The following is a 25,004-nucleotide window of genomic DNA, read 5'->3' as shown; positions in this document are numbered from 1 at the left end:
ACGGGCGGAAGTTCGAGCCGGCGACGGTGGCGGCTTGTCCACCGGGCGAAATACGACGCACGGTAGTAAGACGTAGTACGCTGGATCGATAGCCTCTAGGAGATGACCGGACCATGGCGAAGTTGACGCGTCTAGGGGACCTGGAACGCGCGGTGATGGATCACCTGTGGTCCTCCCGCGAACCCCAAACCGTGCGCCAAGTTCACGAGGCGCTCTCCGCCCAACGCGACTTGGCGTACACCACGATCATGACCGTGCTGCAGCGGCTGGCGAAGAAGAATCTCGTCGTGCAGCACCGCGACGACCGCGCCCACCGCTATGCACCGACCCACGGCCGCGACGAACTCGTCGCGGGCCTGATGGTCGACGCACTCGACCAGGCCGCCGACTCGGGCAGCCGGGAAGCCGCGCTGGTGCATTTCGTCGAGCGGGTCGGTGCCGACGAGGCCGCGGCGTTGCGTCGCGCTCTGGCCGAACTGGAAAGCAAGGTCCGCGTTGCGCCGCCCGCTGGTAATTCGGGCACCGGCTGAGAGAGACTGACAGCGTGTCCGCGCTGGCCTTCACCGTCCTGGCGCTGGTCCTGTCGGGACCGGTGCCCGCCCTCCTGGCGCGCGCGTCATGGCCCTTCCGCGCACCGCGGGCGGCCATCGTTCTGTGGCAGGCGATCGCGTTGGCCGCCGTCCTGTCGGCCTTCTCGGCCGGTATCGCCATCGCCAGCAGGCTTTTCGCCCCGGGTCCCGACGGTCGGCCGACCGCCACGATCACCAGCGAGATCGCTGTTCTGGGTTGGCCGGTGTGGATCGTCTACGTGGTGGTCTTAGCCCTGACGTTGGTGGTCGGTGCACGTCTGATCGCGGCGGTGGTGCAGGTGGCGATCGCGACGCGGCGCCGTCGCGCCCGTCACCGGATGGTGGTCGACCTCGTGGGCAAGTCGCAGAAATGGGCCCACGCGCATGCGGGGGGCGGGTTGCGCATCCTCGACGTGGACCAGCCGTTGGCGTATTGCCTGCCGGGGGTGCGTAGCCGCGTCGTGGTCAGCGAGGGCACGCTGACCACGTTGGCGGACAACGAGATTGCGGCGATCCTCACCCACGAACGCGCGCACCTGCGCGCCAGGCACGATCTCGTGCTGGAGATGTTCACCGCGGTGAACGCGGCGTTCCCGCGCTTCGTGCGCAGCGGAAGCGCCCTGGACGCGGTGCGACTGCTGGTCGAGATGCTCGCCGACGACGCGGCCCTCCGCATCGCCGGTCCCACTCCCCTGGCCCGCGCGCTCGTAGCGTGCGCGGCCGGCCGTACGCCGTCGGGTGCGCTGGCCGCAGGCGGACCCACCACCCTGCTCCGCGTGCGCCGACTCGGCGGCAGGCCCAACAGCCGGGTGCTGGCCGCCGGCGCGTATGCGGCAGCGGCAGCGGTGCTCGTGGTCCCGACCGTCGCGGTGGTGCTGCCGTGGCTGACCGAACTGCAGCGGCTGTTCACCGCGTAGGGACAAACCGCGAACGAGGCGTTCACACAACAAAACAACGAAAGGCTGCCCGCATGAGCTCTGACGCTTCCGCATCGACCACCGGTACCGCTCAGATCGGGGTGACCGGGCTTGCCGTCATGGGATCCAACATCGCGCGCAACTTCGCCCGGCACGGCTACACCGTCGCGCTGCACAACCGCTCGATCGCCAAGACCGACGCGCTGCTCGAACAGCACGGCTCCGAGGGGAAATTCGTGCGCAGCGAGACCATCGCCGAATTCCTCGACGCGTTGGAGAAGCCGCGCCGTGTGCTGATCATGGTCAAGGCCGGTGAGCCCACCGACGCGGTGATCAACGAGCTCGCCGACGCGATGGAGGAAGGCGACATCATCATCGACGGGGGCAACGCGCTCTACACCGACACGATCCGCCGCGAGAAGGCGATGCGTGACCGTGGGCTGCACTTCGTCGGTGCCGGCATCTCCGGCGGGGAGGAGGGCGCGCTGAACGGCCCGTCGATCATGCCCGGCGGCCCAGCCGAGTCCTACAAATCGCTGGGCCCGCTGCTCGAGGAGATCTCGGCGCACGTCGACGGTGTCCCGTGCTGCACCCACATCGGCCCCGACGGCGCCGGTCACTTCGTGAAGATGGTGCACAACGGCATCGAGTACTCCGACATGCAGTTGATCGGAGAGGCCTATCAGCTGCTGCGCGACGGGCTGGGCAAGTCGGCGGGCGAGATCGCCGACGTTTTCGATGAATGGAACTCCGGCGACCTGGACAGCTTCCTGGTCGAGATCACCGCGAAGGTGTTGCGCCAGACCGACGCCAAGACCGGTAAGCCGCTCGTCGACGTCATCCTCGACGAGGCCGAGCAGAAGGGCACCGGACGCTGGACGGTGAAATCGGCTCTCGATCTCGGCGTGCCGGTGACCGGTATCGCCGAGGCCGTGTTCGCCCGCGCCCTGTCGGGATCGGTGACCCAGCGCAAGGCCACGACCGGTCTTGCCTCCGGCGGCCTCGGTGAAAAGCCCAGCGACGCCGAGAAGTTCACCGAGGACGTCCGTCAGGCGCTGTACGCGTCGAAGATCATCGCCTACGCGCAGGGCTTCAACCAGATCCAGGCGGGCAGCGCCGAGTACGACTGGAACATCACTCCCGGCGACCTGGCCACGATCTGGCGCGGCGGCTGCATCATCCGGGCCAAGTTCCTCAACCGCATCAAGGACGCGTTCGACGAAGACCCCGACCTGCCGACGCTGATCGTCGCGCCGTACTTTCGCAGCGCGATCGAGGCGGCGATCGACAGCTGGCGCCGCGTCGTCGTCGCGGCCACCGAACTGGGCATCCCGGTTCCCGGGTTCTCCTCGGCGCTGTCCTACTACGACGGATTGCGCCAAGAGCGCCTTCCCGCCGCGCTCACCCAGGGTCTGCGTGACTATTTCGGCGCGCACACCTACGGCCGCATCGACACCGACCCCGCCAAGAGGTTCCACACACTGTGGAGCGGGGACCTCAGCGAAGTCGAGGCTTAACCCGGCCAGGGCCGCCGTCCGTCTCCGAGCGAGCGGGGCCCACGCCGAAGGCGACGGAACTCGACGCTGACGCTTCGGGCTCCGGGTGAGCAGGTTCGCGTCGTCTCGGCAGCAACCGGTGGCGCACTAGACTCGAGGCGACATGCGATTTCTGGAGGGCCACCGGCCCGCTTACGACCTCACGTACAACGACGTCTTCATCGTCCCCGGACGCTCCGATGTCCAATCACGGATGGACGTCGACCTGTCGACGGCAGACGGCTCGGGCACCACCATCCCGGTCGTGGTCGCGAACATGACCGCCGTGGCCGGCCGCCGGATGGCTGAGACCGTGGCCCGCCGCGGCGGCATCGTCGTGCTGCCGCAGGACCTGCCGATCTCGGCGGTGCAACAGACCGTCGACTTCGTCAAGAGCCGCGACCTCGTCGTCGACACCCCCGTGGTGCTCTCACCCGACGACTCGGTGTCCGATGCGACGGCCCTGATCCACAAACGTGCGCACGGCGCCGCGGTCGTGGTCTTCGAGGGCAGGCCGATCGGCCTGGTCACCGAGGCGAACTGTGAGGGCGTCGACCGGTTCACCCGCGTGCGGGACGTCGCGGTCTCCGACTTCGTCACCGCGCCGGTGGGCACCGAGCCGCGTAAGGTGTTCGACCTGCTCGAGCACGCACCGGTCGATGTGGCGGTGCTGACCGAGAGCGACGGGACGTTGGCCGGGGTGCTGACGCGTACCGGTGCGGTCCGTGCGGGCATCTACACACCCGCGGTCGACGACAGGGGCCGACTGCGGATCGCGGCGGCGGTCGGGATCAACGGCGACGTCGGCGCCAAGGCGCGCAGCCTGGCCGAGGTCGGGGTGGACCTGCTGGTGATCGATACCGCCCACGGGCACCAGCTGAAGATGCTCGACGCGATCAAGGCGGTGTCGTCGCTGGACCTGGGGCTGCCGCTGGCCGCGGGCAACGTGGTCTCCGCCGAGGGCACCAGGGATCTGCTCAGCGCGGGGGCGTCGATCGTGAAGGTGGGCGTCGGGCCCGGCGCGATGTGCACCACGCGCATGATGACCGGCGTGGGGCGGCCCCAGTTCTCCGCGGTTGTCGAATGTGCCGCCGCAGCAAGGCAATTGGGTGCTCACGTGTGGGCGGACGGCGGAATCCGGCATCCGCGCGATGTCGCACTGGCATTGGCCGCAGGTGCATCCAACGTGATGATCGGCTCGTGGTTCGCGGGCACCTACGAGTCCCCCGGCGACCTGATGCGCGACCGCGACAACCGACCGTTCAAGGAGAGCTACGGAATGGCGTCCAAGCGTGCGGTTGCCGCCCGCACCGCCGGTGACGGATCGTTCGACCGGGCCCGCAAGGCGCTGTTCGAAGAGGGCATCTCGACGTCGAGGATGGGTCTGGACCCGTCCCGCGGCGGCGTGGAGGACCTGCTCGACCACATCACCTCCGGGGTGCGCAGCACCTGCACCTACGTCGGCGCCGCGAATCTGGCCGAACTGCACCAAAAGGTGGTGCTCGGCGTGCAGTCGGCGGCAGGCTTCGCCGAGGGGCATCCGCTGCCCACGGGTTGGTGATCCCGCCCCGGCAAGATCACCCGTTACCATGGGTTTCCTTCAGTCCTCTACGCGAAAGGGATCCCGTGCCGCAGGCACCCGTCGAGGCCCGGGTTACGGAGGGGGCCCACCGGGCCGAGCGGCCCGAGCCTCCCGACGCCGAGCCTTCCTCTAGACGGCCGGGCAACAGGCCCGGCACCTGCGCGGGAACACCCCGATGAGCGTCGCTTCGACGTTGCTGTCGCTGCTGGCAATCGTCTTGCTGACGGCGGGCACCGCGGTCTTCGTCGCCGCCGAGTTCTCGCTGACCGCGCTCGAGCGCAGCACCGTGGATGCCAACGCGCGCAGCGGCCACCGGCGCGACAAGCTGGTCCAGCGGGCACACCGCACGCTGTCGTTCCAGCTGTCGGGCGCCCAGGTGGGCATCTCGATCACCACGCTGGCGACCGGTTACCTGGCCGAGCCCGTCGTCGCGCGGTTGATCCACCCCGGCCTGGAGGCGATCGGTATACCCCCGAGCTACACCGGCGGGTTGGCGCTGGTTCTGGCGATCGCGATCGCCACCTCGATCTCCATGGTGTTCGGCGAGCTGGTGCCGAAGAACCTCGCGGTCGCACGGCCCGTGCCGACGGCGCGCTGGTCGGCCGGACCGCAGCTGCTGTTTTCCGCGCTGTTCACCCCGCTGATCCGGCTGACCAACGGGACCGCCAACATGATCCTGCGCCGCCTTGGCATCGAGCCCGCCGAGGAGCTGCGCTCGGCACGCTCCCCACAGGAACTGGTGTCGCTGGTGCGCAGTTCGGCCCGCAGCGGCGCACTGGATCCCGTCACCGCGGTGCTGGTCGACCGGTCGCTGCGGTTCGGCGATCGCTCCGCCGAGGAACTCATGACACCCCGGCAGAAGATCGAGGCCCTCGACGCCGACGCCACGGTGGCCGACCTGGTCACCGCCGCGATCAGGACGGGATACTCGCGGTTTCCCATCATCCGCGGGGACCTCGATGAGACGATCGGGATCGCGCACGTCAAGCAGGTGTTCGAGGTGCCGATCGACGCACGTGCGACCACCCGGCTGGCCTCGCTGGCGCTGCCGGTCGCCAAGGTGCCCTCGACTCTGGACGGCGACACGGTGATGACACAGATCCGCGCCAACGGCCTGCAGACCGCGCTGGTAGTCGACGAATACGGCGGGACGGCGGGCATGGTCACCGTGGAGGACCTGATCGAGGAGATCGTCGGCGACGTCCGCGACGAGCACGACGACGAGGCGCCCGACGTGGTGCCGGCGGGCCGCGGCTGGCAGATATCGGGCCTGCTGCGCATCGACGAGGTCGCCGGCGCCACGGCGTTCCGCGCCCCGGAGGGCGACTACGAGACGATCGGGGGCCTGGTCCTCGAGAAGCTGGGGCACATCCCCGACGAAGGTGAGTCGGTCGAGCTCGAGGCGTTCGACCCGGACGGTCCGCTCGAGGATCCGAACCGGTGGCTGGCCACCGTGCTGCGGATGGACGGTCGCCGCATCGACCTGCTCGAGCTGACCGAGCTGGGCCGCAGCGGCGAGGCCGACGGGAGAAGCGCCGATGGGTGATCTCTTCGGTGTGCTGCTGACGGTGCTGCTGCTGGCCGTCAACGCGTTCTTCGTCGCATCGGAGTTCGCGTTGATCTCGGCGCGACGCGATCGACTGGAGGCGTTGGCCGAACAGGGCAAGAAGAGCGCCGTCACCGTGATCCGCGCCGGTGAACACCTCTCGCTCATGCTCGCGGGCGCTCAGCTCGGCATCACGATCTGCTCGATCCTGCTCGGTCGCGTCGGCGAACCCGCGGTCGCGCATCTGCTGGAGAAGCCGTTCGACGCCGTGGGCGTGCCCGATGCCGTGCTGCACTCGGTGTCCTTCGTCGTCGCACTGGCCATCGTCGTCGTCCTGCACGTGCTGCTCGGTGAGATGGTGCCGAAGAACATCGCGATCGCCGGCCCGGAATCGGCGGCCATGCTGCTGATACCGACCTATCTGGTGTGGATTCGTGTGGCCAGGCCCCTGATCGCGTTCTACAACTGGTGCGCCAACGTGGCGCTGCGGATGTTCCGGGTGGAACCCAAGGATGAACTCGACGTCACGGTGTCCACCGTGGAGCTGTCGGAGATGATCGCCGAATCCCTGTCCGAGGGGCTGCTCGATCCCGAGGAACACAGCAGGCTCACCCGCGCGCTGCAGATCCGCGACCGGGCGGTCAAGGACGTCGCATTCCCATTGCGCGACATCCGGACCGTGTCCGTGGCGCGCGAAGGGGCGGGACCTACCGTCGGCGCCGTCGAGGAGGCGCTGGCCGAGACGGGGTACTCACGCTTCCCGATCACCGACGCCTCCGGCACCTACCTGGGATATCTGCACATCAAGGACGTGCTGGCGTTCGTCAACGACCCCGACGCCGTGCTGGACCTGTCGATGGTGCGTCCACTGCCGGTGGTCCCGTCGTCGCTCCCGCTGCCCGACGCGTTGTCTCGGCTACGGCGCACCAACAGCCACCTGGCGCTGGTGACCGCGCCCGACGGCAGCGTGGAGGCGATGGTCGCGCTCGAGGATCTCGTCGAGGACCTGGTGGGCACCGTGCGCGACGGGACCCACCGTGTCTGATGTCGCCGTGCGCACCGCGGTCGTGCTCGACGAATCCGTCTGGAGCACCCGCGAGCGCGCACATCAACGCCGGGTCGACGCGTTCTGCGCACCGCACCGTCGCCGCGCCCGGTGCGGCGAGAAGCACCCGGTCTGGGACTTCCTGTTCACGTACTACAGCCTGCGGCCCGGCAGGTTGCGGGCGTGGCATCCCGGTTTCGGCGTCGTTCTGGCCGGCGCCGGCGCGCAGCGCTTCGGTGGCCGAACGGGGTACGCGAGTGGCGCCGACGGTGTGGTGGTCAGCCCCGAGTACCTGGCGGCGCGCATCGACACGGTCCGCTTCGTCGGGCGCCTGCTGCGGTCGACAGCGGCGCGCCCGGCCAGGCTGAACTGTTTCGGGCTGCACGAGTGGGCGATGGTGTACCGGTCGCCGGCGGTGCGTCACGACCGGGTGCCGTTGCGGCTCGGCGCGGCCGGCACCGATGCGGTCGTCGAGTCGATGGCGCTGCGCTGCAGTCACTTCGACGCGTTCCGCTTTTTCACCGAACCCGCCGCCGGACGCAATGCCGAACAGTTGACCCGGCAGAGCCAGGTCGCCTCGGAGCAACCGGGCTGTCTGCACGCCGCGATGGACCTGTACAAGTGGTCTTTCAAGCTCGGCCCGCTGGTCAACTCCGAGTTCGTGATGGACTGCCTCGAGCTGGCCACCGAAGCCCGCGAACTCGACATGCGGGCCAGCCCCTATGATCTCCGCGAATACGGATTCGAGCCGATCGCGATCGAGACACCGGCCGGTCGCGCCGAATACGTACGGATTCAGCAGACCATCGCGCAGCGGGCGGCGCCGCTGCGGGCCGACCTCGCCGACCGCTGCGAACGGCTGGTGACCGTGGCCGGCCGGGACGGCTGACCAGCCGGTTGCGAATAAGCCGGGTTACCGCTGGGTAAGCTGGGGCGACAGTTCTAGGAGGAATGATGACCGATCGCGTGACGGTGGGGAACCTGCGCGTGGCCCGGGTGCTGTACGACTTCGTCAACAACGAGGCGTTGCCCGGCACCGACATCGACCCCGACACCTTCTGGTCCGGCGTGGACAAGGTCGTCGCCGATCTGACGCCCAAGAACGAAGAACTGCTGGCCAGGCGCGACGATCTGCAGGCCCGCATCGACAAGTGGCACCGGCAGCGGGTCATCGAGCCGCTCGACCACGAGGCGTACAAGGCGTTTCTCACCGAGATCGGTTATCTGCTCCCCGAGCCCGACGACTTTGCGATCACGACCGCGGGTGTCGACGACGAGATCACCACGACCGCCGGACCCCAGCTGGTGGTGCCGATCCTCAACGCTCGCTTCGCGCTGAACGCCGCGAACGCGCGCTGGGGTTCGCTCTACGACGCGCTGTACGGCACCGACGTGATCTCCGAGGACGACGGCGCCGAGAAGGGTTCTGACTACAACCAGGTTCGCGGCGACAAGGTCATCGCCTACGCGCGCCGCTTCCTCGACGAGGCAGCCCCGCTGGCGTCCGGTCAGTGGAGCGAGGCGACCGGTCTGCGCATCGACGATGGTCAACTGCTCGTCGACCTGGGTGACGGCAACTCCGTCGGGCTGGCCACGCCCGAGCAGTTCGTCGGCTACACCGGCGACCTCGGAGCGCCGCAGTGGTCGGTGCTGTTGCGCAACAACGGGTTACACGTTGAGATTCTCGTCGACCCCGAGTCGCCCGTCGGCTCGACCGACGCCGCAGGAATCAAGGATGTCGTCCTGGAGTCTGCGGTCACCACGATCATGGACTTCGAGGATTCCGTCGCGGCCGTCGACGCCGACGACAAGGTGCTCGGGTACCGGAACTGGCTGGGCCTCAACCGCGGTGACCTCACCGAAGAGGTGACCAAGGGCGGTAAGACCTTCACCCGCCGGCTCAACGAGGACCGCACCTACACCACCCCGGACGGTGAGGGCGAGCTGACGCTGCCCGGCCGCAGCCTGCTGTTCGTGCGCAACGTCGGTCACCTGATGACCAACGACGCGATCGTCAGGACAGACGGCAACGGCGACGAGGTCGAGGTCTTCGAGGGTATCCAGGACGCGCTGTTCACCAGCCTCATCGCAACCCACGGCCTGAAGTCTGGGGACGGCAACGGCCCGCTGGTCAACAGCCGCACCGGGTCGGTGTACATCGTCAAGCCCAAGATGCACGGCCCCGAAGAGGTCGCTTACACCGTCGAGTTGTTCAGCCGCGTCGAGGATGTGCTCGGGTTGCCCGCCAACACCCTCAAGGTCGGCATCATGGACGAGGAGCGCCGGACCACCGTCAACCTGAAGGCGTGCATCAAGGCCGCCGCCGACCGGGTGGTGTTCATCAACACCGGCTTCCTCGACCGCACCGGCGACGAGATCCACACCTCGATGGAGGCGGGCCCGATGATCCGCAAGGGCGCGATGAAGAGTACCCAGTGGATCCAGGCCTACGAGGACCAGAACGTCGACATCGGGCTGGCGACCGGATTCTCCGGCAAGGCCCAGATCGGCAAGGGCATGTGGGCGATGACCGACCTGATGGCCGACATGGTCGAGCAGAAGATCGGTCAGCCGAAGGCCGGCGCCACCACCGCATGGGTGCCGTCGCCGACCGCGGCCACGCTGCACGCCATGCACTACCACGAGGTCGACGTGTACGCGGTGCACAAGGAACTCGAAGGCGAAAAGCGCACCAGCGTCGAGCAGCTACTGGCCGTGCCGTTGGCCAAGGAGCTCGCGTGGGCGCCCGAGGAGATCCGCGAAGAGGTCGACAACAACTGCCAGTCGATCCTCGGGTACGTGGTGCGCTGGATCGACGCGGGTGTCGGCTGCTCGAAGGTGCCCGACATCCACAACGTCGCGCTGATGGAAGACCGTGCCACGCTGCGTATTTCGAGTCAGCTGCTGGCGAACTGGCTGCGTCACGGCGTCATCACGCCCGACGATGTGGTGGCCAGCCTCAAGCGGATGGCCGCCATCGTCGACAAGCAGAACGAGCAGGACCCCGAATTCAAGCCAATGGCAACGGATCCGGACCACAACATCGCGTTCCAGGCCGCGCAGGAATTGATCCTCTCGGGTGCCGAACAACCGAACGGCTACACCGAGCCGATCCTGCATCGCCGTCGCCGCGAATACAAGGCCGCGCACGGCGGTGCGTGATCCGGTGACCGGTCGGCGTCGCAAGTAGAGGGCGGAAGTGGGCAGGCACAGTAAACCGGATCCCGAAGATTCGGCAGGCGGCGAATTCGGCGACCGCCACGACGAGTCTTCGACCGAACGCTTCGGTTACCTCGACGACCGTCCGCAACCGGGGCCCGGAAGCTACGACGCCGGCTACGGCTCCGAGTACGGAGACGTCGACCGTCCCGACTATGCGGATGGTCCGGATTACTCGGATCGCGAACCCGACTACTCGGATGGCGGGACCGGTGGGTCCACGCCCCCTCCGGGAGGCCCGCCGCGCTCGGGGCCGCAACACAGCGGTGAATGGGAGGGCGGTGAGTGGACCGGTAGTCACCGGGCCGTGACCCCGGGCAGGCGCGGCGTCAGCGTCGGCGTCATCGCTGCCCTGGTCGCGGTCGTGGTGGTCGTCGGGGCGGTCATCCTGTGGCGCTTCTTCGGTGACGCACTGTCCAATCGCACCGACCAGGCAGCGGCGCGGTGCGTCGACGGTGAACTGTCGGTCGCGGTGGTGGCGGACCCGAACATCGCCGAGCCGATTCAGTCGCTGGCCAACCGCTACAACGAGACCGCTGCCCCGGTGGCCGACAAGTGCGTGAAGATCGGGGTCAAACCGGCCGAATCCGACCAGGTGGTCAACGGTTTCATCGGGGCCTGGCCACAGGAGTTGGGTGATCGCCCCGCGCTTTGGGTTCCGGGCAGCTCGGTGTCGGCGGCCCGGCTCGAGGCCGCGTCGGGCGCGCAGACGATCATCGACAGCCGGTCGCTGGCCACGTCACCGGTGCTGCTTGCCGTTCGGCCACAGTTGAAGAACGCTCTGGCACAACAGAACTGGTCGACCCTGCCCGCTCTGCAGAGCAATCCGTCGGCATTGGACGCTCTGAATCTTCCCGGCTGGGGCTCATTGCGGCTGGCACTGCCGTTGAGCGGCGACAGCGATGCGTCGTATCTCGCCGCGGAGGCGATCGCGGCCGCTTCGGTACCGGCCGGGGCGCCCGCCAGTGACGGCACGCGCGCGGTGAACTCGGTGGTCGCGGGTCAACCCCAGCTGGCGGACAAGAAGACCTCCACCGCGTTCGACGCGCTGGTCAACGCGTCCGATCCGGCCGCAGCACCCGTGCACGCCGTCGCCATCACCGAACAACAGCTCTATCAGCGCAGCACCGGTCTGGACAATGCCACCGGCGTGGTCTCCGGATGGCTGCCGCCCGGTCCCGCGGCGATGGCCGACTACCCGACCGTGCTGGTGTCGGGCGACTGGCTGTCGCAGGAGCAGAAGAGCGCCGCCAGCGAATTCGCCCGGTTCATGCGCAAACCCGAACAACTCGCGGAACTGGCCAAGGCCGGATTCCGCACCCCGGACGCAACGCTGCCCGACAGCGACGTCGTCGACTTCGGGCCGGTGCCGCCTCCACTGTCGGTGGGCGACGACCAGACCCGTGCGCTGCTGGCCAATGCGTTGACCGCCCCGGCGGCCAACCCGGCGGTGACGATCATGCTCGACCAGTCGATGCCCACCGACGAAGGCGGACGGTCCCGGCTGCAGAACGTCGTCGGCGCACTGAATGCCCGGTTGCAGGTGTTGCCCGCCTCGTCGGCGGTGGGGCTGTGGACGTTCGACGGCACCGCGGGCCGTTCGGAGGTGAGCACCGGACCGCTGAGCGACCAGGTCGACGGCCGGCCCCGGTCGGCGGCGTTGACGGCGGCGCTGGACGAACAGTCCGCCTCAGGAGGGGGCGCGGTCTCGTTCACCACGCTGCGGCTGGTCTACACCGAAGCGATGGCGAACTTTCGTGAGGGACAACAGAATTCGGTCCTCGTGATCACCACCGGCCCGCACACCGACCAGACCCTCAACGGAGAAGGCCTGCAGCAGTACATCCGCGGTGCGTTCGACGAGGCCAGGCCGGTGGCCGTCAACGTCATCGACTTCGGTTCGGACTCCGATCGTGCGACCTGGGAGGCGGTGGCCGAGATCAGCGGCGGCAGTTACCAGAACCTCGCCAGCTCCGACTCCCCCGAGCTGACGGCAGCGATCGCCGACTTCGTCGGTTAGCGCTCCAGCAGGCTCAACGCCGCGCGGGTGAACACGTCGGGCACTTCGACCTGCGGATAGTGGCCCACGCCCGGCAGTTCGACGACGTCGGCGTGGGGCCGCAGTTCGCGCAGGCCGTCGAGCACGTTGCCGGTCGCCACGGGATCGTCGAGTGCCCACAGGAAACTCAGCGGCTTGGCCCAATCACGCACCGCACCATGCCATCGCGGCGCGTACTCGACACGCTCGTTGAGGTAGTGGATCAGCAGGTGGGCGATCCGGTGCCCGTCGTTATGGGCCAGCAGCGCCCACTGCGCCTCGGCCTCGTCGCGGGTCAGCGGGTGCGCGGAGCTGAACAGCCTGCCGAAACCGCGCGCGAACCCCCGTTCGTTGGTCAGCCGGGCGAAAAGCGGGCCGAGGGGGCTGCGCAGGAGCTTCTGCGCCGGCCGCAGGCTGGCCCGATGCAGGATGACGCTGCCGTTGGTCAGCACCGCCGCGCGCAGGTCGAAGGGCAGGCCACCGTCGACGTCGCGGGCCAGCAGTTCGGTCGCCACCGACGTGCCCATGTCGTGGGCGATGACCACGACCGGACCCGTCGTCGTCTCGGCCACCACCGTCTGCACGATGTCGGCCTGCTCGAACAGGCTGTACACATGGGGGCGCGGTTTGTCCGACAGCCCGAACCCGAGGAAGTCCAGCGTCATCCAGGCGCGGTCGCCCAGATGCGGCACGACGCTGCGATAGTCGTAGGAACTCGACGGATACCCGTGCAGCAGCAGGATCGTCGGGCCGTTGCCTGGGGCGCCGCGCACGAAGATCTCCCCCGCCGCCGTCCTGAGCAGGCGACCGCCGTCCCGCCATTGCGCGACCGTCGGTGGTAGCACCCGAGCACCCTATCCGCCGAACGTGGGTTACCGGCACACTTTTCTGCGGTCAGGCGTGCGGGTAATCCACGTTCGGCGCGGAGGGCGGAGGGGGGTGATCAGGCGAACGCCTCGACCGGCGGGCACGAACACACCAGGTTGCGATCGCCGTAGGCACCGTCGATGCGACGCACCGGCGGCCACACCTTGGGGCGGTAGTTCTTGCCCAGCGGATAGGCCGCCTGCTCGCGGGTGTAGGCGTGGTTCCAGTCGTCCACCAGCAGGGATTCCGCGGTGTGCGGTGCGTTGCGCAGCGGGTTGTCCTCGGCGGGCCAGGTGCCATCGCCGACCTTGTCGATCTCACCGCGGATTGCGATCATCGCCTCGCAGAACGCGTCGACCTCGGTGAGGCTCTCGCTCTCGGTGGGCTCGACCATCAGCGTGCCCGCCACCGGGAAGCTCATGGTCGGTGCGTGAAAACCGTAGTCCGCCAACCGTTTCGCCACATCGTCGACGGTCACGCCGGTCTGCTTGGTGATGCTGCGCAAATCGAGGATGCACTCGTGGGCGACCATGCCGTTCTCGCCGGTGTAGAGCACCGGGTAGTACTCGTCGAGGCGACGCGCGATGTAGTTGGCCGACGCGATGGCGGTCAGCGACGCTGCGCGCAGTCCGCCCGCGCCCATCATCCGGATGTAGGCCCAGCTGATCGGCAGGATCGACGCCGACCCGTACGGCGCCGCCGACACCGTGTACTTCTCCGGATGGGGGTACCTCCCGCTTGCGGGGGATTCCTCGGCGAGCGGATGTCCGGGCAGGTACGGGGCCAGGTGCGCGCGCACCGCGACCGGTCCGACACCCGGGCCGCCGCCGCCGTGCGGGATGCAGAACGTCTTGTGCAGGTTGAGGTGGCTGACGTCGCCGCCGAACCGCCCGGGCCGGGCCAGGCCGACGAGAGCGTTGAGGTTGGCGCCGTCGACGTACACCTGACCGCCCGCGTCGTGCACGGCCGCGCAGATGTCGGCGATGTCGTGCTCGTACACCCCGTGCGTCGACGGGTAGGTGATCATCAACGCCGACAGGCGATCCGCGTGCTCGCTCACCTTGGCGCGCAAGTCATCGAGATCGACGTCGCCGTTGGGTCGGCATGCCACCACGACGACCCGCATGCCCGCCAACGCCGCCGATGCCGCATTGGTGCCGTGTGCGCTGGACGGGATGAGGCAGACGTTGCGGTCGGGCTCACCGCGCTCGGCGTGATACGCCTGGATCGCCAGCAGGCCGGCGTACTCGCCCTGCGAGCCGGCGTTGGGCTGCAGTGACACCGCGTCGTATCCGGTGATGTCGATAAGCCACCGTTCGAGGTCGGCGATCAGCTTCCGCAGACCCGGTGTGTCGGACGCCGGCGCGAACGGATGCTGGCGTGCGAACTCCGGCCAGGTGATCGGCTCCATCTCGGCGGCCGCGTTGAGCTTCATCGTGCACGATCCGAGCGGGATCATGCTGCGGTCCAAGGCGATATCCTTGTCGGCCAGCGACCGCAGGTAACGCATCATCTCGGTTTCGGTGCGGTACCGCGTGAATGCCGGATGGGTGAGGAACTCCGACGTGCGCGTCACGATGCGGGGACCGTCGAACTCCGTATCGACCGGCGTCGCCGAGAAAGCCGAGAGCACCGCCTCGACATGTGCGGCGGTGGTCGCCTCGTCACACGACACCGAGACGTGGTCGTCGTCGACCAGCCAGACGTTGATACCGCGTGCCTTGGCGGCCTCGCGGACCGCCGCGGCCCGCCCCGGCACCTTGGCCAGGACGGTGTCGAAGAACGAGCGGTGCACGATCTCCACCCCGGCCGCCGTCAACCCTGCCGCCACCGCACGCGCGCGCTCGTTCACCCGGTGCGCGATGCCGGTCAGGCCGTCGGCCCCGTGGTAGCTGACATACATCGCGGCCATCACCGCGAGCAGCACCTGCGCGGTGCAGATGTTGCTGGTGGCCTTGTCGCGGCGGATGTGCTGTTCGCGGGTCTGCAACGCCAGCCGGTACGCCGGCGCCCCGTCGGCGTCGAGAGACACCCCGACCAGTCGCCCCGGCAGCTGCCGCGCGTGCTTGGCGTGCACGGCCAGGTATCCCGCGTGGGGGCCACCGAAACCCATTGGCACGCCGAACCTCTGGGTGCTTCCGAACGCGACGTCGGCGCCGATCTCCCCGGGCGGGGTGAGCAGCGTCAACGCCAGCAAATCCGCACCGATCGCGACCAGCGCGCCGCGGTCGTGAGCTTGAGCGACGAGCTCGCTCCAGTCCACGACGGCGCCGCTGGCCCCCGGCAGCTGCGCCACCACGCCGAAGAACTCGCCGTCCGGCAGCCCCTTGGTCAGATCGACGGTGACGATCTCGATGCCCAGCGGCTCGGCGCGGGTGGCCAGCACCGCGGCGGTCTGGCGGAACAGGTCGGCATCGACTGCCAGTCGGTTAGACCGATTTCCCCGCACGGCGCGGTGCATCAGCGTCATCGCCTCGGCGGCCGCCGTGCCCTCGTCGAGCATGGACGCGTTGGCGACCTCGAGGGCGGTCAGATCGGTCACCATGGTCTGGAAGTTGAGCAACGCTTCGAGGCGGCCCTGGCTGATCTCGGGTTGATACGGCGTGTAGGCGGTGTACCAGGCGGGGTTTTCAAGGATGTTGCGGCGCAACACCGGTGGGGTGAGCGTGTCGTAGTAGCCCTGGCCGATCATGGACACGGCCACGGTGTTCGCGTCGGCCAGCGCGCGCAGTTCGGTGAGCGCCTCCGCTTCGGAGGCGGCCGCAGGCAGCCGGTCCAGACCCGGGGCCAGACCGTCGGTCGACAGCGGGTCCAGGATGCCCGCGGGCAACGCCTTCTCGGCGAGCTCGTCGAGTGAAGCGACTCCGATCGTCTCGAGCATGGTGGCGACGGCGTCCGCATCCGGTCCGATGTGGCGATCGGCGAAATTGGGTTGATGGGAATCGAACACTCGGGCTACTCCAGACGCGTGCAGGCAGAGGACCGCTGGGTTCCTCCCCCTCTGTCGTCGACCCGGTGCGGGCGCCTGAGAGATTCGGCGATCGCGACGGTGCGAGATACGCCTTTCCCCATGGGCGGGTGAGTGGCCCCCGGGCGAACCCGACCGTGCCGCTCACCGCTTTCCAGAGGCATCGGGGCCTGCGCGGTCCGGGTGCCTGAGAGGTTGACGGAGAGGTGTTGCTCCTTCGGCGTCCGTGACTGGCCGCCACGAAACTCTCCCGCACAAGCGCGATGCGTTGACGAGTTTACCGTGTGGGCTCGGCTCGGCGCGGGCGTCCAGCCCGCGCAGGCTAGCCGATCTTGCGGTCGCGGTGCTTACGCCGCGACGCCAGTTCGTCCTCGGGCGCCGCGATCGACTCGCCACCGTCGGCGCGCTCACCCGGGAAGTCGGCGATCGCGCCGGTCAACTCCCGCATGGCGCCCGAAACCGCGATGCCGAACACGCCCTGACCGCCCTGCAGCAGGTCGACGACCTCTTCGGCCGACGTGCACTCGTAGACGGTGGTGCCGTCGGAGAACAGCGTGATATTGGCCAGATCGCGAACCCCGCGCTGGCGCAGGTGGTCGACGGCGACGCGAATGTTGTGCAGCGAGATGCCGGTGTCGAGCAGGCGTTTGACGATTTTGAGGACCAGGATGTCCTTGAACGAGTACAGCCGCTGGCTGCCGGAGCCGGCCGCGCTGCGGATGGACGGAACGACCAGCGACGTCCGCGCCCAGTAGTCGAGCTGGCGGTAGGTGATCCCGGCGATCTGGCAGGCGCTGGGGCCGCGGTAGCCGACGAGCTCGTCGGGAACGGAGTTGTCGGGGAACAGTCCGGCCTGGACGGGTTCTCCGGCCGCTTCCGGGGTGGTGGTCGTCGCCGAATCCGCGGGGCCGCTAGCAGCGGTGAGGTCCAGCTGCTCCTGACGTGGCGTGTCTCCCACTTCTCGATTCCTCTCGCCGATCGAACCCGCGTCTGTGACCTGCGTGGGGCGCACATTTGCCAAGCCCGAGTGTGTCGAGCATACGCTTCTCGCCGTCTGTGGACTGCCCATCAGTGGTCCGGCCCCCAAAGTATGGCTGCCCGATTCGCCGTTGGGGAAACCCTGCGCCGCGTGTCGAAGCGACGAGACGTTTCCGTGACAAATCCGCAGGGCGGCGGCGTTGCCTCGATGGAACTAGGTCGCCTTGAAGTCGTCCGGTGAGACGCTGTCGAGAAACTCCTTGAACTTCTCGACCTCGTCCTCGCGCACCGCGCCCGCCGCCTCGTCGTCGTTCTCGTCGGGAATGATCAGCCCGGCCTCGGCCAGCACCGCTTCCTCGACGTAGATCGGCACCCCGACCCGTAGCGCGATCGCCACGGAATCCGACGGGCGCGCCGACACCTTGATGTCGCGGTCGAAGATCAGGTCGGCGTAGAAGGTGCCCTCCTGCAGGTCCACGATGCGGACCTCTTTGAGCGAATGACCAAGCGCGGCAATGACATCTCGGATCAAATCGTGCGTCAGCGGCCGGGCCGGCTCGACGCCCTGCTGTTCGAGCGCGATCGCGGCGGCCTCCGACTGGCCGATCCAGATGGGCAGATACCGGTCACCGTTGGACTCCCTGAGCAGCAGGACCGGCTGGTTCTGCGGCTGCTCCACGCGAATGCCGACCACACGAACCTCACCCATCTGTGTCTGCCCTCCGCACCGAAGAAGCGAGCCTGTAAGCCATCGCTTCGAGTCTAATCCTCAGCGATCCAGTACGTCGCGCACAGCCGACTTGATCAACGACGTGTGCAATGTGATCGCCAGGGCCGCCACTTCACGGGCCAAGTCGTCGGCCCGGTCGCGGGCTCCGGCCTTGTTGGCCTTGACGATCGGCCCGGCGATCTGGGCGATCAGGTCGGACTGTCGATCGGCCGCCGAGCGGAACGCCCGCAGGTGCCGGGGCTCGACACCGTAATCCTCCAGGGCGCGCGCACACTGCGCGATCACCACGGAATGCTCGTCGAAGAAACCACCCGGGCCAGTGGTGATGATCCCGGCCTTGACGAGCGCGCCCAGCAGTTCTTCTCCGACCCCCGAGCGGGCCAGCAGATCCTCCCGCGAGAGCCGCACCTGCGTCGGGGCCACCGCCGCCGCGCCCGAGGCATTGTCGGCCCCCTCAGCAGAGACCGGAACCAAACGCGGTACGCCGTATGCCGATCCGTTCTGGGGCAGTTCGCCGTCGGGCTGCGCGTCGAGCTGTGCCTTGATCACCTTCAACGGCAGGTACTGGTCGCGCTGGGCGGTGAGGATGAACCGCAGACGAGCACAGTCGTAGGCGGTGAAACGGCGGTAACCCGACGCGGTGCGCTCGGGGGTGACCAGGCCTTCGGCCTCCAGGAACCGGATCTTGGAAATGGTCACGTCCGGGAAGTCCGGTCGCAGCAGATCGAGGACCGCTCCGATCGACATCCCAGTGAGCGCGGGAGTGTCGGGTGCGCCCATGGCTACTCTTCGCGCATGCGTTGGTCGACCACTAGCCGGCCTGACCGCTGTCGTCGTTCTTCGGGCCGGTGAGGAACACCAGGCGGAACTTTCCGATCTGCACCTCGTCGCCGTTGGCGAGCACCGCGGAGTCGACCGGTTCGCGGTTGACGTAGGTGCCGTTGAGGCTGCCGACGTCGACCACCTGGAACTCGCCGCTCTCGAGGCGGAACTCGGCGTGCCTGCGGCTCACCGTGACGTCGTCGAGGAAGATGTCGCTGTCGGGATGCCGACCGGCCGACGTGGTGGGCTGGTCGAGCAGGAACCGGGAACCCGCGTTCGGCCCGCGCTTGACGACCAGCAGCGCCGATCCGGCAGGCAGACCTTCGACGCCCGAAACGGCGCCCTCGGTCCCCGCCGTGGCCGGGGCGTCCAGTTCGTTGAGGAAGTCGGCGCGGAAGACGGATGTCGTTTCCACGGTGACTTCGTCAGACGTCTGGTCGGTCCCAGAGTTCCGGTCGTTTTCCGTCACCCGCTGCTCCTAACTGGCTGCTGTGGCGATACCGCGTCTTGATGTCGACCGTACCGCGCGGCGAGCGCGATTGTGCCCACCACCGCCGGATCCGCCCTAGTTGGCGTCCGGTCTGCAAAACCCTAACAACCCGTCACTCGCTCACTGTGCTGCGGTAGCCGTCGGCGTCCAGCAGCGTGTCCAGCCCCTCCTCCAGGGCGGCGGGGTCGGCCTGCAGCTCGACCAGCCAACCCTCCCCGTAGGGATCGGAGTTCACGAGCTGCGGACTCCCCTCGAGATCACCGTTGACCGCAACGACTTTCGCGGTGATCGGGGCGTACAGGTCCGACACCGACTTGGTGGACTCGACCTCGCCGAACGACTCGCCCGCGGTCACCTCGGCGCCGACATCGGGCAGCTGGACGAACACCACGTCACCGAGCGCCGACTGGGCATAGTCGGTGATGCCGACGCGCACGGTGTCGTCGCCGGTGCGCAGCACCCACTCGTGCTCCTCGGTGTAGTGCAGGTCGGCTGGGATTTCGCTCACGGCGCTCCTCGTTGTTCAGCGGTTCGGCCCGGGTTGGCAACCGACCCTCATTTGACTGGCTGAGCGTATTGGCGCTGTTTCGGTTGCCGCAAGGCGGTCACGTCGACGCGCTCGGACTGCTGCACAGCCATGCTGCCACCGACCCGCTCGACGCTGTCCATGGCGCCACCGGGAATGGTCATGGCCGCGGCGAGGGTAGGCGGATCGCCAATGGCCAGAACCGAATACGGGGGGCTCATGGTGACGTCGTCGATCACCAGGGCGCCCGGGTTGCCGACCACCCAGGTGTCGACGCCGACGCGTACCGCGGTCTGTGAGTCGGATCCCCCGCCGCGGATCTCCATCGCCTCGGCACCGGCGTTGCGCAGTTCGTTGATCACGTCGAGCAGGGTTTCGGCGGGCACGCCGGGCGCGGTGTCGGTGATGGTCAACGTCACTCCGGGGCCGGTCGCGGGAACCGTGCCGATCAGGATGGACAGCGCCGCCAGCCGGGCCTGGGCGTTCTCGATGGCGGCCTGGTCGCTGCTGCCGGACGCCTGCAACTGGGTCAGGGTGCGCTGTAGATCGTTCACCTCGGTGTTCAGCGCCGCCTCCCGCTGTTGCAGCGAGTCCAGCAGCACCAGCAGGTCGGCGGGCCGGGCCGTCTCCAGCGAGTCACCGGACTCGTTCTGCCGAACCTGGGTCACGATCGCCACCCCGAGCAGTACGCACAGCACCACGGCGAGCGCCCCGAATACCACCTGCGCGCGGCCCCGGCGCATCACCCCGGCGATTCCGCCGGCGCGCAGACCGCCGATCTCCTGAGACGGCTCGTGGGGCGGCAGTTCGTGGCGCCCGGCGCCCGCGGTCCGGCGGTCGTGCGAGCCACCGGGTTCGGGGTGCTGCGGTGTGTGCTCACTCATGGGTCATGCCTCGTCGTCACGCCCCGAACAACCTGCGACGCAAAGCGGCTGCGTTGCCGAAGATCCGGATCCCGAGTACGACGATGATCGCCGTGGACAGCTGTGTGCCGACCCCCAACTGGTCGCCGAGGTAGACGATGAGCGCGGCGACCAACACGTTGAACACGAAGGACACCACGAACACCTTCGAGTCGAAGATGCGCTCCAGGTACGCGCGCAGCCCGCCGAAGACCGCGTCCAGCGCGGCCACGACCGCGATCGGCAGGTACGGCTGGACGAACTCGGGCACGTCGGGGTGGAACACCAGCCCGAGCACCACGCCCACGATCAGTGCGGCGATTCCGATCATGTTTCTGACTTCACGTTCGTGTCATTGCCCAATCTGCTTGGCGAAGTTGACTTCTCGGACCGAGCCGGCGGGCAGCTGCAGCCCGTCGCCGGCGCTCACACTCACCCCGACACCGTAGGAGGCCTCCAACAGCCGCAGCCGCTGCAGACCGGGACTGCGGTCGAACACCTCCTGCATCGCGTGCGGCGGTCCGATCGCGAGGACGACGTACGGGCTGCTGATCGGTTGATTGTCGACCAGGATGCCGCCGCCCGCTTGTCGGATAGTCACATTGGGGCCTATCCGCACGCCGCCGACCGACAGCGCCTCGGCGCCGCTGACCCACAGCGAGTTGACGACCATCTGCAGGTCGCGATCCAAGATCACCTGCTGGCTGCCCGGAACACGTTGTTTGGAGACGTCGCTGAGGTTGGCCGACGACGCCCCGGGGTCGGTGACGGTGATCGTCAGGCCGGGCCCGATCACGGGTGTGGCCGCGGCGGCGAAGCTCGCCTCGTCGAGGCGGCTGAGCAGCTGCTGGCCGCGCGCATCGCCTTCCAGGCGCCTGCGCCGTTCGTCGTCGACCTCGGCAGCCAGCGTGTCGCGCCGCTCGGCGGCGGCCGTGGTGTCGGCCTGCGCCGTCCGCACGCTGCCCGCGAGAACGTGCTGCGTTTCGCGGACACCGGGGGCGGTCGCGCGTGCCTGTGCCACCGCGGCGGCGAACACGACCACCAGTAGCAAGGCGCCGGCGAGCTGCCAGGCCCACTGCTGCCACCTCGGCCGTTCGAGGCCGGCTTTCGCCTCGGCGGCCGCGGCGTATCCCGGGTCGAGGTGCTCGGTCAACAGGGACCGCAGCAGTGACGGCACCGGGATCTTGGTCGGCCGGTTCGCATCGTGGGCATTGTGGCCCGATTCGGGGTCGTAGCCGCCGAGTGTGTTGCGGAAGCTCTGCGTCATCGCGGCGCCTTCGGCAGTCGGCGCACCACCATGCCCACCTGGATCAGGTAGAGCACGGCGGACCACAGGTACATCAGCAGGCCCCAGATCAAAAAGCCCCACCCGATGGCGAGCACGACCCGGCTCCACGTGGCGTCCCACTGCCCCAACAGGATCAGCGGCAGACCCGACATCAACGCGAACGTGGCGGCCTTGCCGATGTAGGTGACCGGCAGCGCGGTCAGGCCACGGCTGCGCAGCACCGGCAGCGTCGCGGCGAGCACGGCGTCCCGCCCGATCAGGGTCAGCACGATCCACCAGGGCAGCGATCCGTGCAGCCCCATCGCGATCGGGATCACCAGCATGTAGATGCGGTCCACCGCGGGGTCCAGCAGTTCCCCCAGCCGCGACGACTGGTTGTCGACCAGCCGGGCGATCTTGCCGTCGGCCCAGTCGGAGAACCCGCTGAACATCAGCACGGCCACCGCCCATGCGTTGGCGTGCACCACGAGCAGGAGCCACAAGAAGACCGGGACCAGCACCAGTCGCAGCGCGCTGAGCGCGTTGGGCACCGTGAGCACCCGCTCGCGGGCCTGACCCGCCTCGTCCGGCGGCGAAGGCACCTGGCCATGCGCCTCGGTCATGGGCTAAACCTAGCGGAATACGCCCGGCAGGCTCAGCGCCGACAGCGAGTCGTCGGCGAGCGGGTTGTCGTGCACCATGTATGTCCACGTCGAGGTCGGGCGGGCCAGCTTGGACAGGTCGACGCCGGGTTCGTCCTCGATCGAGGGCGCGGTCTCGAACGTCTGCTGGGCCGCCTCGATGGCGTCGGCGGCCAACGATGCGAACGCGTCGACGGCCATGCGGTGGAACTCGTCGATCGGCGTCTGGTTGCCCAGCGCCCGCAGGTGGATGCTCTCTCGGATGTCGGCCAGGTACGCCAGGTGGTCGGCCCAGCCGCGGTCGAGGTGGTAGAGCATGATCAGCCGGCAGATCTTCTCCAGCTTCTCCTCGCCGAGCCGTTCGACGACCTCCTCGTAGCGTTTCGGCGACAGCTCGGCGAGCTCCTCGCGCGCTGTGGGCGTGCGCAACAACGTGTTTCGTCGCTCGACGATGATCGCGCGCTGCTGGGCGATCAACTGGTTGTAGCGCCAGTTGTTGGCGTGGATGTCCAGCATCCGGCCCTCGGCGATGCGCTGTGCGTGGTCGAGCAGGCTGGCCGCCTTGGGGCTGACCACGCGGCCGTTCTCATCGGTGTCCATCGGCAGCTTGTTGGGTTCCAGATGCGCGACCACGACGTCGTCTTCCCAGCTGGAGAAGAACACCGACGAGCCGGGATCGCCCTGGCGCCCGGCGCGACCGCGCAACTGGTTGTCCAGCCGCTCGGTGTGGTGGCGGCCGGTCCCGATGACGTGCAATCCGCCGAGCTCGGCAACCTCATCTTTTCTGGCGTCGTGATCGCTGACGTCCGAACCGCCGAGCCGGATGTCGGTGCCCCTGCCCGCCATCTGCGTGGACACCGTGACGCTGCCCAGCTTGCCGGCCTCGGCGATCACCGCGGCCTCCTCGGCGTCGTTCTTGGCGTTCAGCACGACGGCGGGCACACCGGCTTTGACGAGCTTCTCGTGCAGCTCTTCGGATTCGGCGACGTCGCGGGTGCCGACGAGCACCGGCTGGCGGGTCTGGTTAATCTCCTTGATGTGCTCGACGACCGCGTCGTTCTTGGCCGCGGCGGTGACGTACACCCGGTCGGGCTCGTCCTCGCGGATGTTCGGCTTGTTCGGCTCGATCGGCGACACACCCAGCTTGTAGAACTGGCGCAGCTGCTCACCGGCGGCCAGCGCGGTGCCGGTCATGCCGCACACCGTCGCGTACCGGTTGACCAGTGCCTGCACCGTGATGGTGTCGAGCACCTCGCCGGTTTCGGTGGTCTCGATCCCCTCCTTGGCCTCGACCGCGGCCTGCAGGCCGTCGGGCCAGCGCTGCAGTTGCGCGATGCGGCCCCGGGAGGCGTTGATCAGGTGCACGGCGTCGTCGCGGACGATGTAGTGCACGTCGCGTTGCAGCAGGACGTGGGCGTGCAACGCCACGTTGATCTCGGTCAGCGTGCCGGAGACGTGCTCTTCGGAATACAGGTCGATACCGCCCAGCTTGGCCTCCATCTTCTGTGCACCGATCTCGGTGAGATGGACGTTGCGGCTGTCGGTGTCGGTGTCGTAGTCGACACCGGGGGTGAGTTCACCGACCATGCGGATGATCTCGACCTTCGGGGTCTCGCGGTGGGTCGTGCCGGCCAGCACCAGCGGAACCAACGCTTCGTCGACCAACACCGAGTCGGCCTCGTCGATCAGCGCGACGTCGGGGTTCGGCGAGACCAGGTCCGCGACGTCGGTGACCAACTGGTCGCGCAGCACGTCGAACCCGATCTCGTTCACCGAGGCGTAGGTGACGTCGCACTGGTAGGCCGCGCGGCGCTCCTCGGCGGTCGAACTCTCGGTGATCCAGCCGACGGTCAGGCCCAGCGCCTCCAGCAACGGGCCCATCCATTCGGCGTCTCGGCGAGCGAGGTAGTCGTTGATGGTGATGACGTGCACGCTCCGTCCGCCCAGGGCGTACCCGGCCGCCGCGATCGCGCCCGAGAGCGTTTTGCCCTCGCCGGTGGCCATCTCGACCACGTCGCCCGCGAGCATGCGCAGGGCCCCCAGCAACTGGACGTCGAACGGCCGCAGCGTCGTTGTGCGTTCGGCGGCTTCCCTGGCGATCGCCAGGAACTGCGGGATGTCGGTGGACTCGGCGAGGTCGTCGAGGTTCAGCAACTTGGCGGCCTTGCTCAACTTTTCGTCGTCGAGGGCCGCGGCCTTCTCGTCGAAGTCCGCCGAGCTGCGTACCTGCGCCATCGATTGCGCCTGGCTCCGGTCGGTACTGGCGCCGAGCATTTTCCAGAACCTGTTGCTGACACGACCTGAAGTGCGGGTCTTCGTCTTTGCCACACCGCTACCGTACGCGCTGCGCTCCTTCGGGCGA

At 68.3% G+C, this 25,004-nt stretch carries 21 protein-coding genes and 1 riboswitch; of the genes, 9 read left to right on the top strand and 12 right to left on the bottom strand.

All coding sequences use genetic code 11. From position 1 onward, the window contains the following. Nucleotides 1-113 precede the first annotated feature (113 nt). From AU197_RS06610 to AU197_RS06570, 9 genes are all read left to right on the top strand, one after another. Nucleotides 114-530 carry a BlaI/MecI/CopY family transcriptional regulator gene (locus AU197_RS06610; RefSeq protein WP_064401738.1) on the top strand — a complete coding sequence of 139 codons (417 nt, stop codon included), beginning with the start codon at nucleotides 114-116 and terminating at the stop codon, nucleotides 528-530. Between the two features lie 14 nt (nucleotides 531-544). Next, nucleotides 545-1,486 carry a M56 family metallopeptidase gene (locus AU197_RS06605; RefSeq protein ID WP_064401737.1) on the top strand — a complete coding sequence of 314 codons (942 nt, stop codon included), beginning with the start codon at nucleotides 545-547 and terminating at the stop codon, nucleotides 1,484-1,486. A gap of 53 nt (nucleotides 1,487-1,539) precedes the next feature. Next, nucleotides 1,540-3,003, top strand: coding sequence for an NADP-dependent phosphogluconate dehydrogenase (gnd, locus tag AU197_RS06600; protein ID WP_064401736.1), 1,464 nt, complete (start codon nucleotides 1,540-1,542; stop codon nucleotides 3,001-3,003). Nucleotides 3,004-3,145: 142 nt separating this feature from the next. Beyond that, a complete protein-coding gene (locus AU197_RS06595; protein ID WP_064401735.1) occupies nucleotides 3,146-4,582 on the top strand; it encodes a GuaB1 family IMP dehydrogenase-related protein in 1,437 nt (478 codons plus the stop codon). A gap of 196 nt (nucleotides 4,583-4,778) precedes the next feature. Then, nucleotides 4,779-6,149 (top strand): hemolysin family protein, encoded by a 1,371-nt coding sequence (locus tag AU197_RS06590; RefSeq protein WP_064401734.1) that lies wholly within the window; start codon nucleotides 4,779-4,781, stop codon nucleotides 6,147-6,149. Further along, nucleotides 6,142-7,194 (top strand): hemolysin family protein, encoded by a 1,053-nt coding sequence (locus AU197_RS06585; RefSeq protein WP_064401733.1) that lies wholly within the window; start codon nucleotides 6,142-6,144, stop codon nucleotides 7,192-7,194. Before AU197_RS06590 ends, AU197_RS06585 begins: the two co-directional genes overlap by 8 nt. Then, a complete protein-coding gene (locus AU197_RS06580; RefSeq protein WP_082696537.1) occupies nucleotides 7,187-8,083 on the top strand; it encodes a 3-methyladenine DNA glycosylase in 897 nt (298 codons plus the stop codon). The genes AU197_RS06585 and AU197_RS06580 overlap by 8 nt, the downstream gene beginning before the upstream one ends. A gap of 65 nt (nucleotides 8,084-8,148) precedes the next feature. After that, on the top strand, nucleotides 8,149-10,356 hold the full coding sequence (locus AU197_RS06575; RefSeq protein ID WP_064401800.1) for a malate synthase G: 2,208 nt from the start codon (nucleotides 8,149-8,151) through the stop codon (nucleotides 10,354-10,356). A gap of 37 nt (nucleotides 10,357-10,393) precedes the next feature. Beyond that, nucleotides 10,394-12,433 (top strand): substrate-binding domain-containing protein, encoded by a 2,040-nt coding sequence (locus tag AU197_RS06570; RefSeq protein ID WP_064401732.1) that lies wholly within the window; start codon nucleotides 10,394-10,396, stop codon nucleotides 12,431-12,433. Here the strand turns inward: AU197_RS06570 and AU197_RS06565 are convergent. The 12 genes from AU197_RS06565 to secA2 all read right to left on the bottom strand — a co-directional run bounded on the left by AU197_RS06565 (nucleotide 12,430) and on the right by secA2 (nucleotide 24,970). Continuing rightward, a complete protein-coding gene (locus tag AU197_RS06565) occupies nucleotides 12,430-13,296 on the bottom strand; it encodes an alpha/beta fold hydrolase (protein ID WP_064401731.1) in 867 nt (288 codons plus the stop codon). The two genes, AU197_RS06570 and AU197_RS06565, sit on opposite strands and share 4 nt — an antisense overlap. A 98-nt stretch (nucleotides 13,297-13,394) precedes the next feature. Then, nucleotides 13,395-16,268 (bottom strand): aminomethyl-transferring glycine dehydrogenase, encoded by a 2,874-nt coding sequence (gene gcvP, locus AU197_RS06560; RefSeq protein WP_064401730.1) that lies wholly within the window; start codon nucleotides 16,266-16,268, stop codon nucleotides 13,395-13,397. A 183-nt stretch (nucleotides 16,269-16,451) separates the two neighbouring features. Next, nucleotides 16,452-16,549: riboswitch (glycine riboswitch) on the bottom strand. Between the two features lie 59 nt (nucleotides 16,550-16,608). Next, nucleotides 16,609-17,244, bottom strand: a complete 636-nt coding sequence (locus tag AU197_RS06555) for a MerR family transcriptional regulator (protein ID WP_064401729.1) — start codon at nucleotides 17,242-17,244, stop codon at nucleotides 16,609-16,611. Nucleotides 17,245-17,478: 234 nt separating this feature from the next. After that, nucleotides 17,479-17,973 carry a bifunctional nuclease family protein gene (locus AU197_RS06550; protein ID WP_059098552.1) on the bottom strand — a complete coding sequence of 165 codons (495 nt, stop codon included), beginning with the start codon at nucleotides 17,971-17,973 and terminating at the stop codon, nucleotides 17,479-17,481. 60 nt (nucleotides 17,974-18,033) lie between these two features. After that, nucleotides 18,034-18,774 (bottom strand): transcriptional regulator FtsR, encoded by a 741-nt coding sequence (gene ftsR / locus AU197_RS06545; protein ID WP_064401728.1) that lies wholly within the window; start codon nucleotides 18,772-18,774, stop codon nucleotides 18,034-18,036. A 31-nt stretch (nucleotides 18,775-18,805) separates the two neighbouring features. Next, the gene (gene garA / locus AU197_RS06540) at nucleotides 18,806-19,285 is read right to left on the bottom strand and encodes a glycogen accumulation regulator GarA (protein ID WP_064401727.1); all 480 of its coding nucleotides are present in this window, start codon (nucleotides 19,283-19,285) and stop codon (nucleotides 18,806-18,808) included. 133 nt (nucleotides 19,286-19,418) lie between these two features. After that, nucleotides 19,419-19,814 (bottom strand): glycine cleavage system protein GcvH, encoded by a 396-nt coding sequence (gene gcvH, locus AU197_RS06535; RefSeq protein ID WP_064401726.1) that lies wholly within the window; start codon nucleotides 19,812-19,814, stop codon nucleotides 19,419-19,421. A gap of 47 nt (nucleotides 19,815-19,861) precedes the next feature. Next, entirely contained in the window at nucleotides 19,862-20,716 is an 855-nt protein-coding gene (locus AU197_RS06530) for a DUF881 domain-containing protein (protein WP_064401725.1), read from the bottom strand. Between the two features lie 16 nt (nucleotides 20,717-20,732). Next, the gene (locus tag AU197_RS06525; RefSeq protein WP_064401724.1) at nucleotides 20,733-21,065 is read right to left on the bottom strand and encodes a small basic family protein; all 333 of its coding nucleotides are present in this window, start codon (nucleotides 21,063-21,065) and stop codon (nucleotides 20,733-20,735) included. Nucleotides 21,066-21,086: 21 nt separating this feature from the next. Beyond that, nucleotides 21,087-22,001 (bottom strand): DUF881 domain-containing protein, encoded by a 915-nt coding sequence (locus tag AU197_RS06520; RefSeq protein WP_064401723.1) that lies wholly within the window; start codon nucleotides 21,999-22,001, stop codon nucleotides 21,087-21,089. Next, on the bottom strand, nucleotides 21,998-22,624 hold the full coding sequence (locus AU197_RS06515; RefSeq protein WP_064401722.1) for a CDP-alcohol phosphatidyltransferase family protein: 627 nt from the start codon (nucleotides 22,622-22,624) through the stop codon (nucleotides 21,998-22,000). The genes AU197_RS06520 and AU197_RS06515 overlap by 4 nt, the downstream gene beginning before the upstream one ends. Before the next feature lie 9 nt (nucleotides 22,625-22,633). Beyond that, the gene (secA2, locus tag AU197_RS06510) at nucleotides 22,634-24,970 is read right to left on the bottom strand and encodes an accessory Sec system translocase SecA2 (RefSeq protein WP_064401721.1); all 2,337 of its coding nucleotides are present in this window, start codon (nucleotides 24,968-24,970) and stop codon (nucleotides 22,634-22,636) included. Nucleotides 24,971-25,004: the final 34 nt, after the last annotated feature.

The sequence above is a fragment of the Mycobacterium sp. IS-1590 genome (assembly GCF_001500025.1).
Taxonomy (GTDB): domain Bacteria; phylum Actinomycetota; class Actinomycetes; order Mycobacteriales; family Mycobacteriaceae; genus Mycobacterium.
This window is presented reverse-complemented; position numbering and strand designations above follow the sequence as displayed.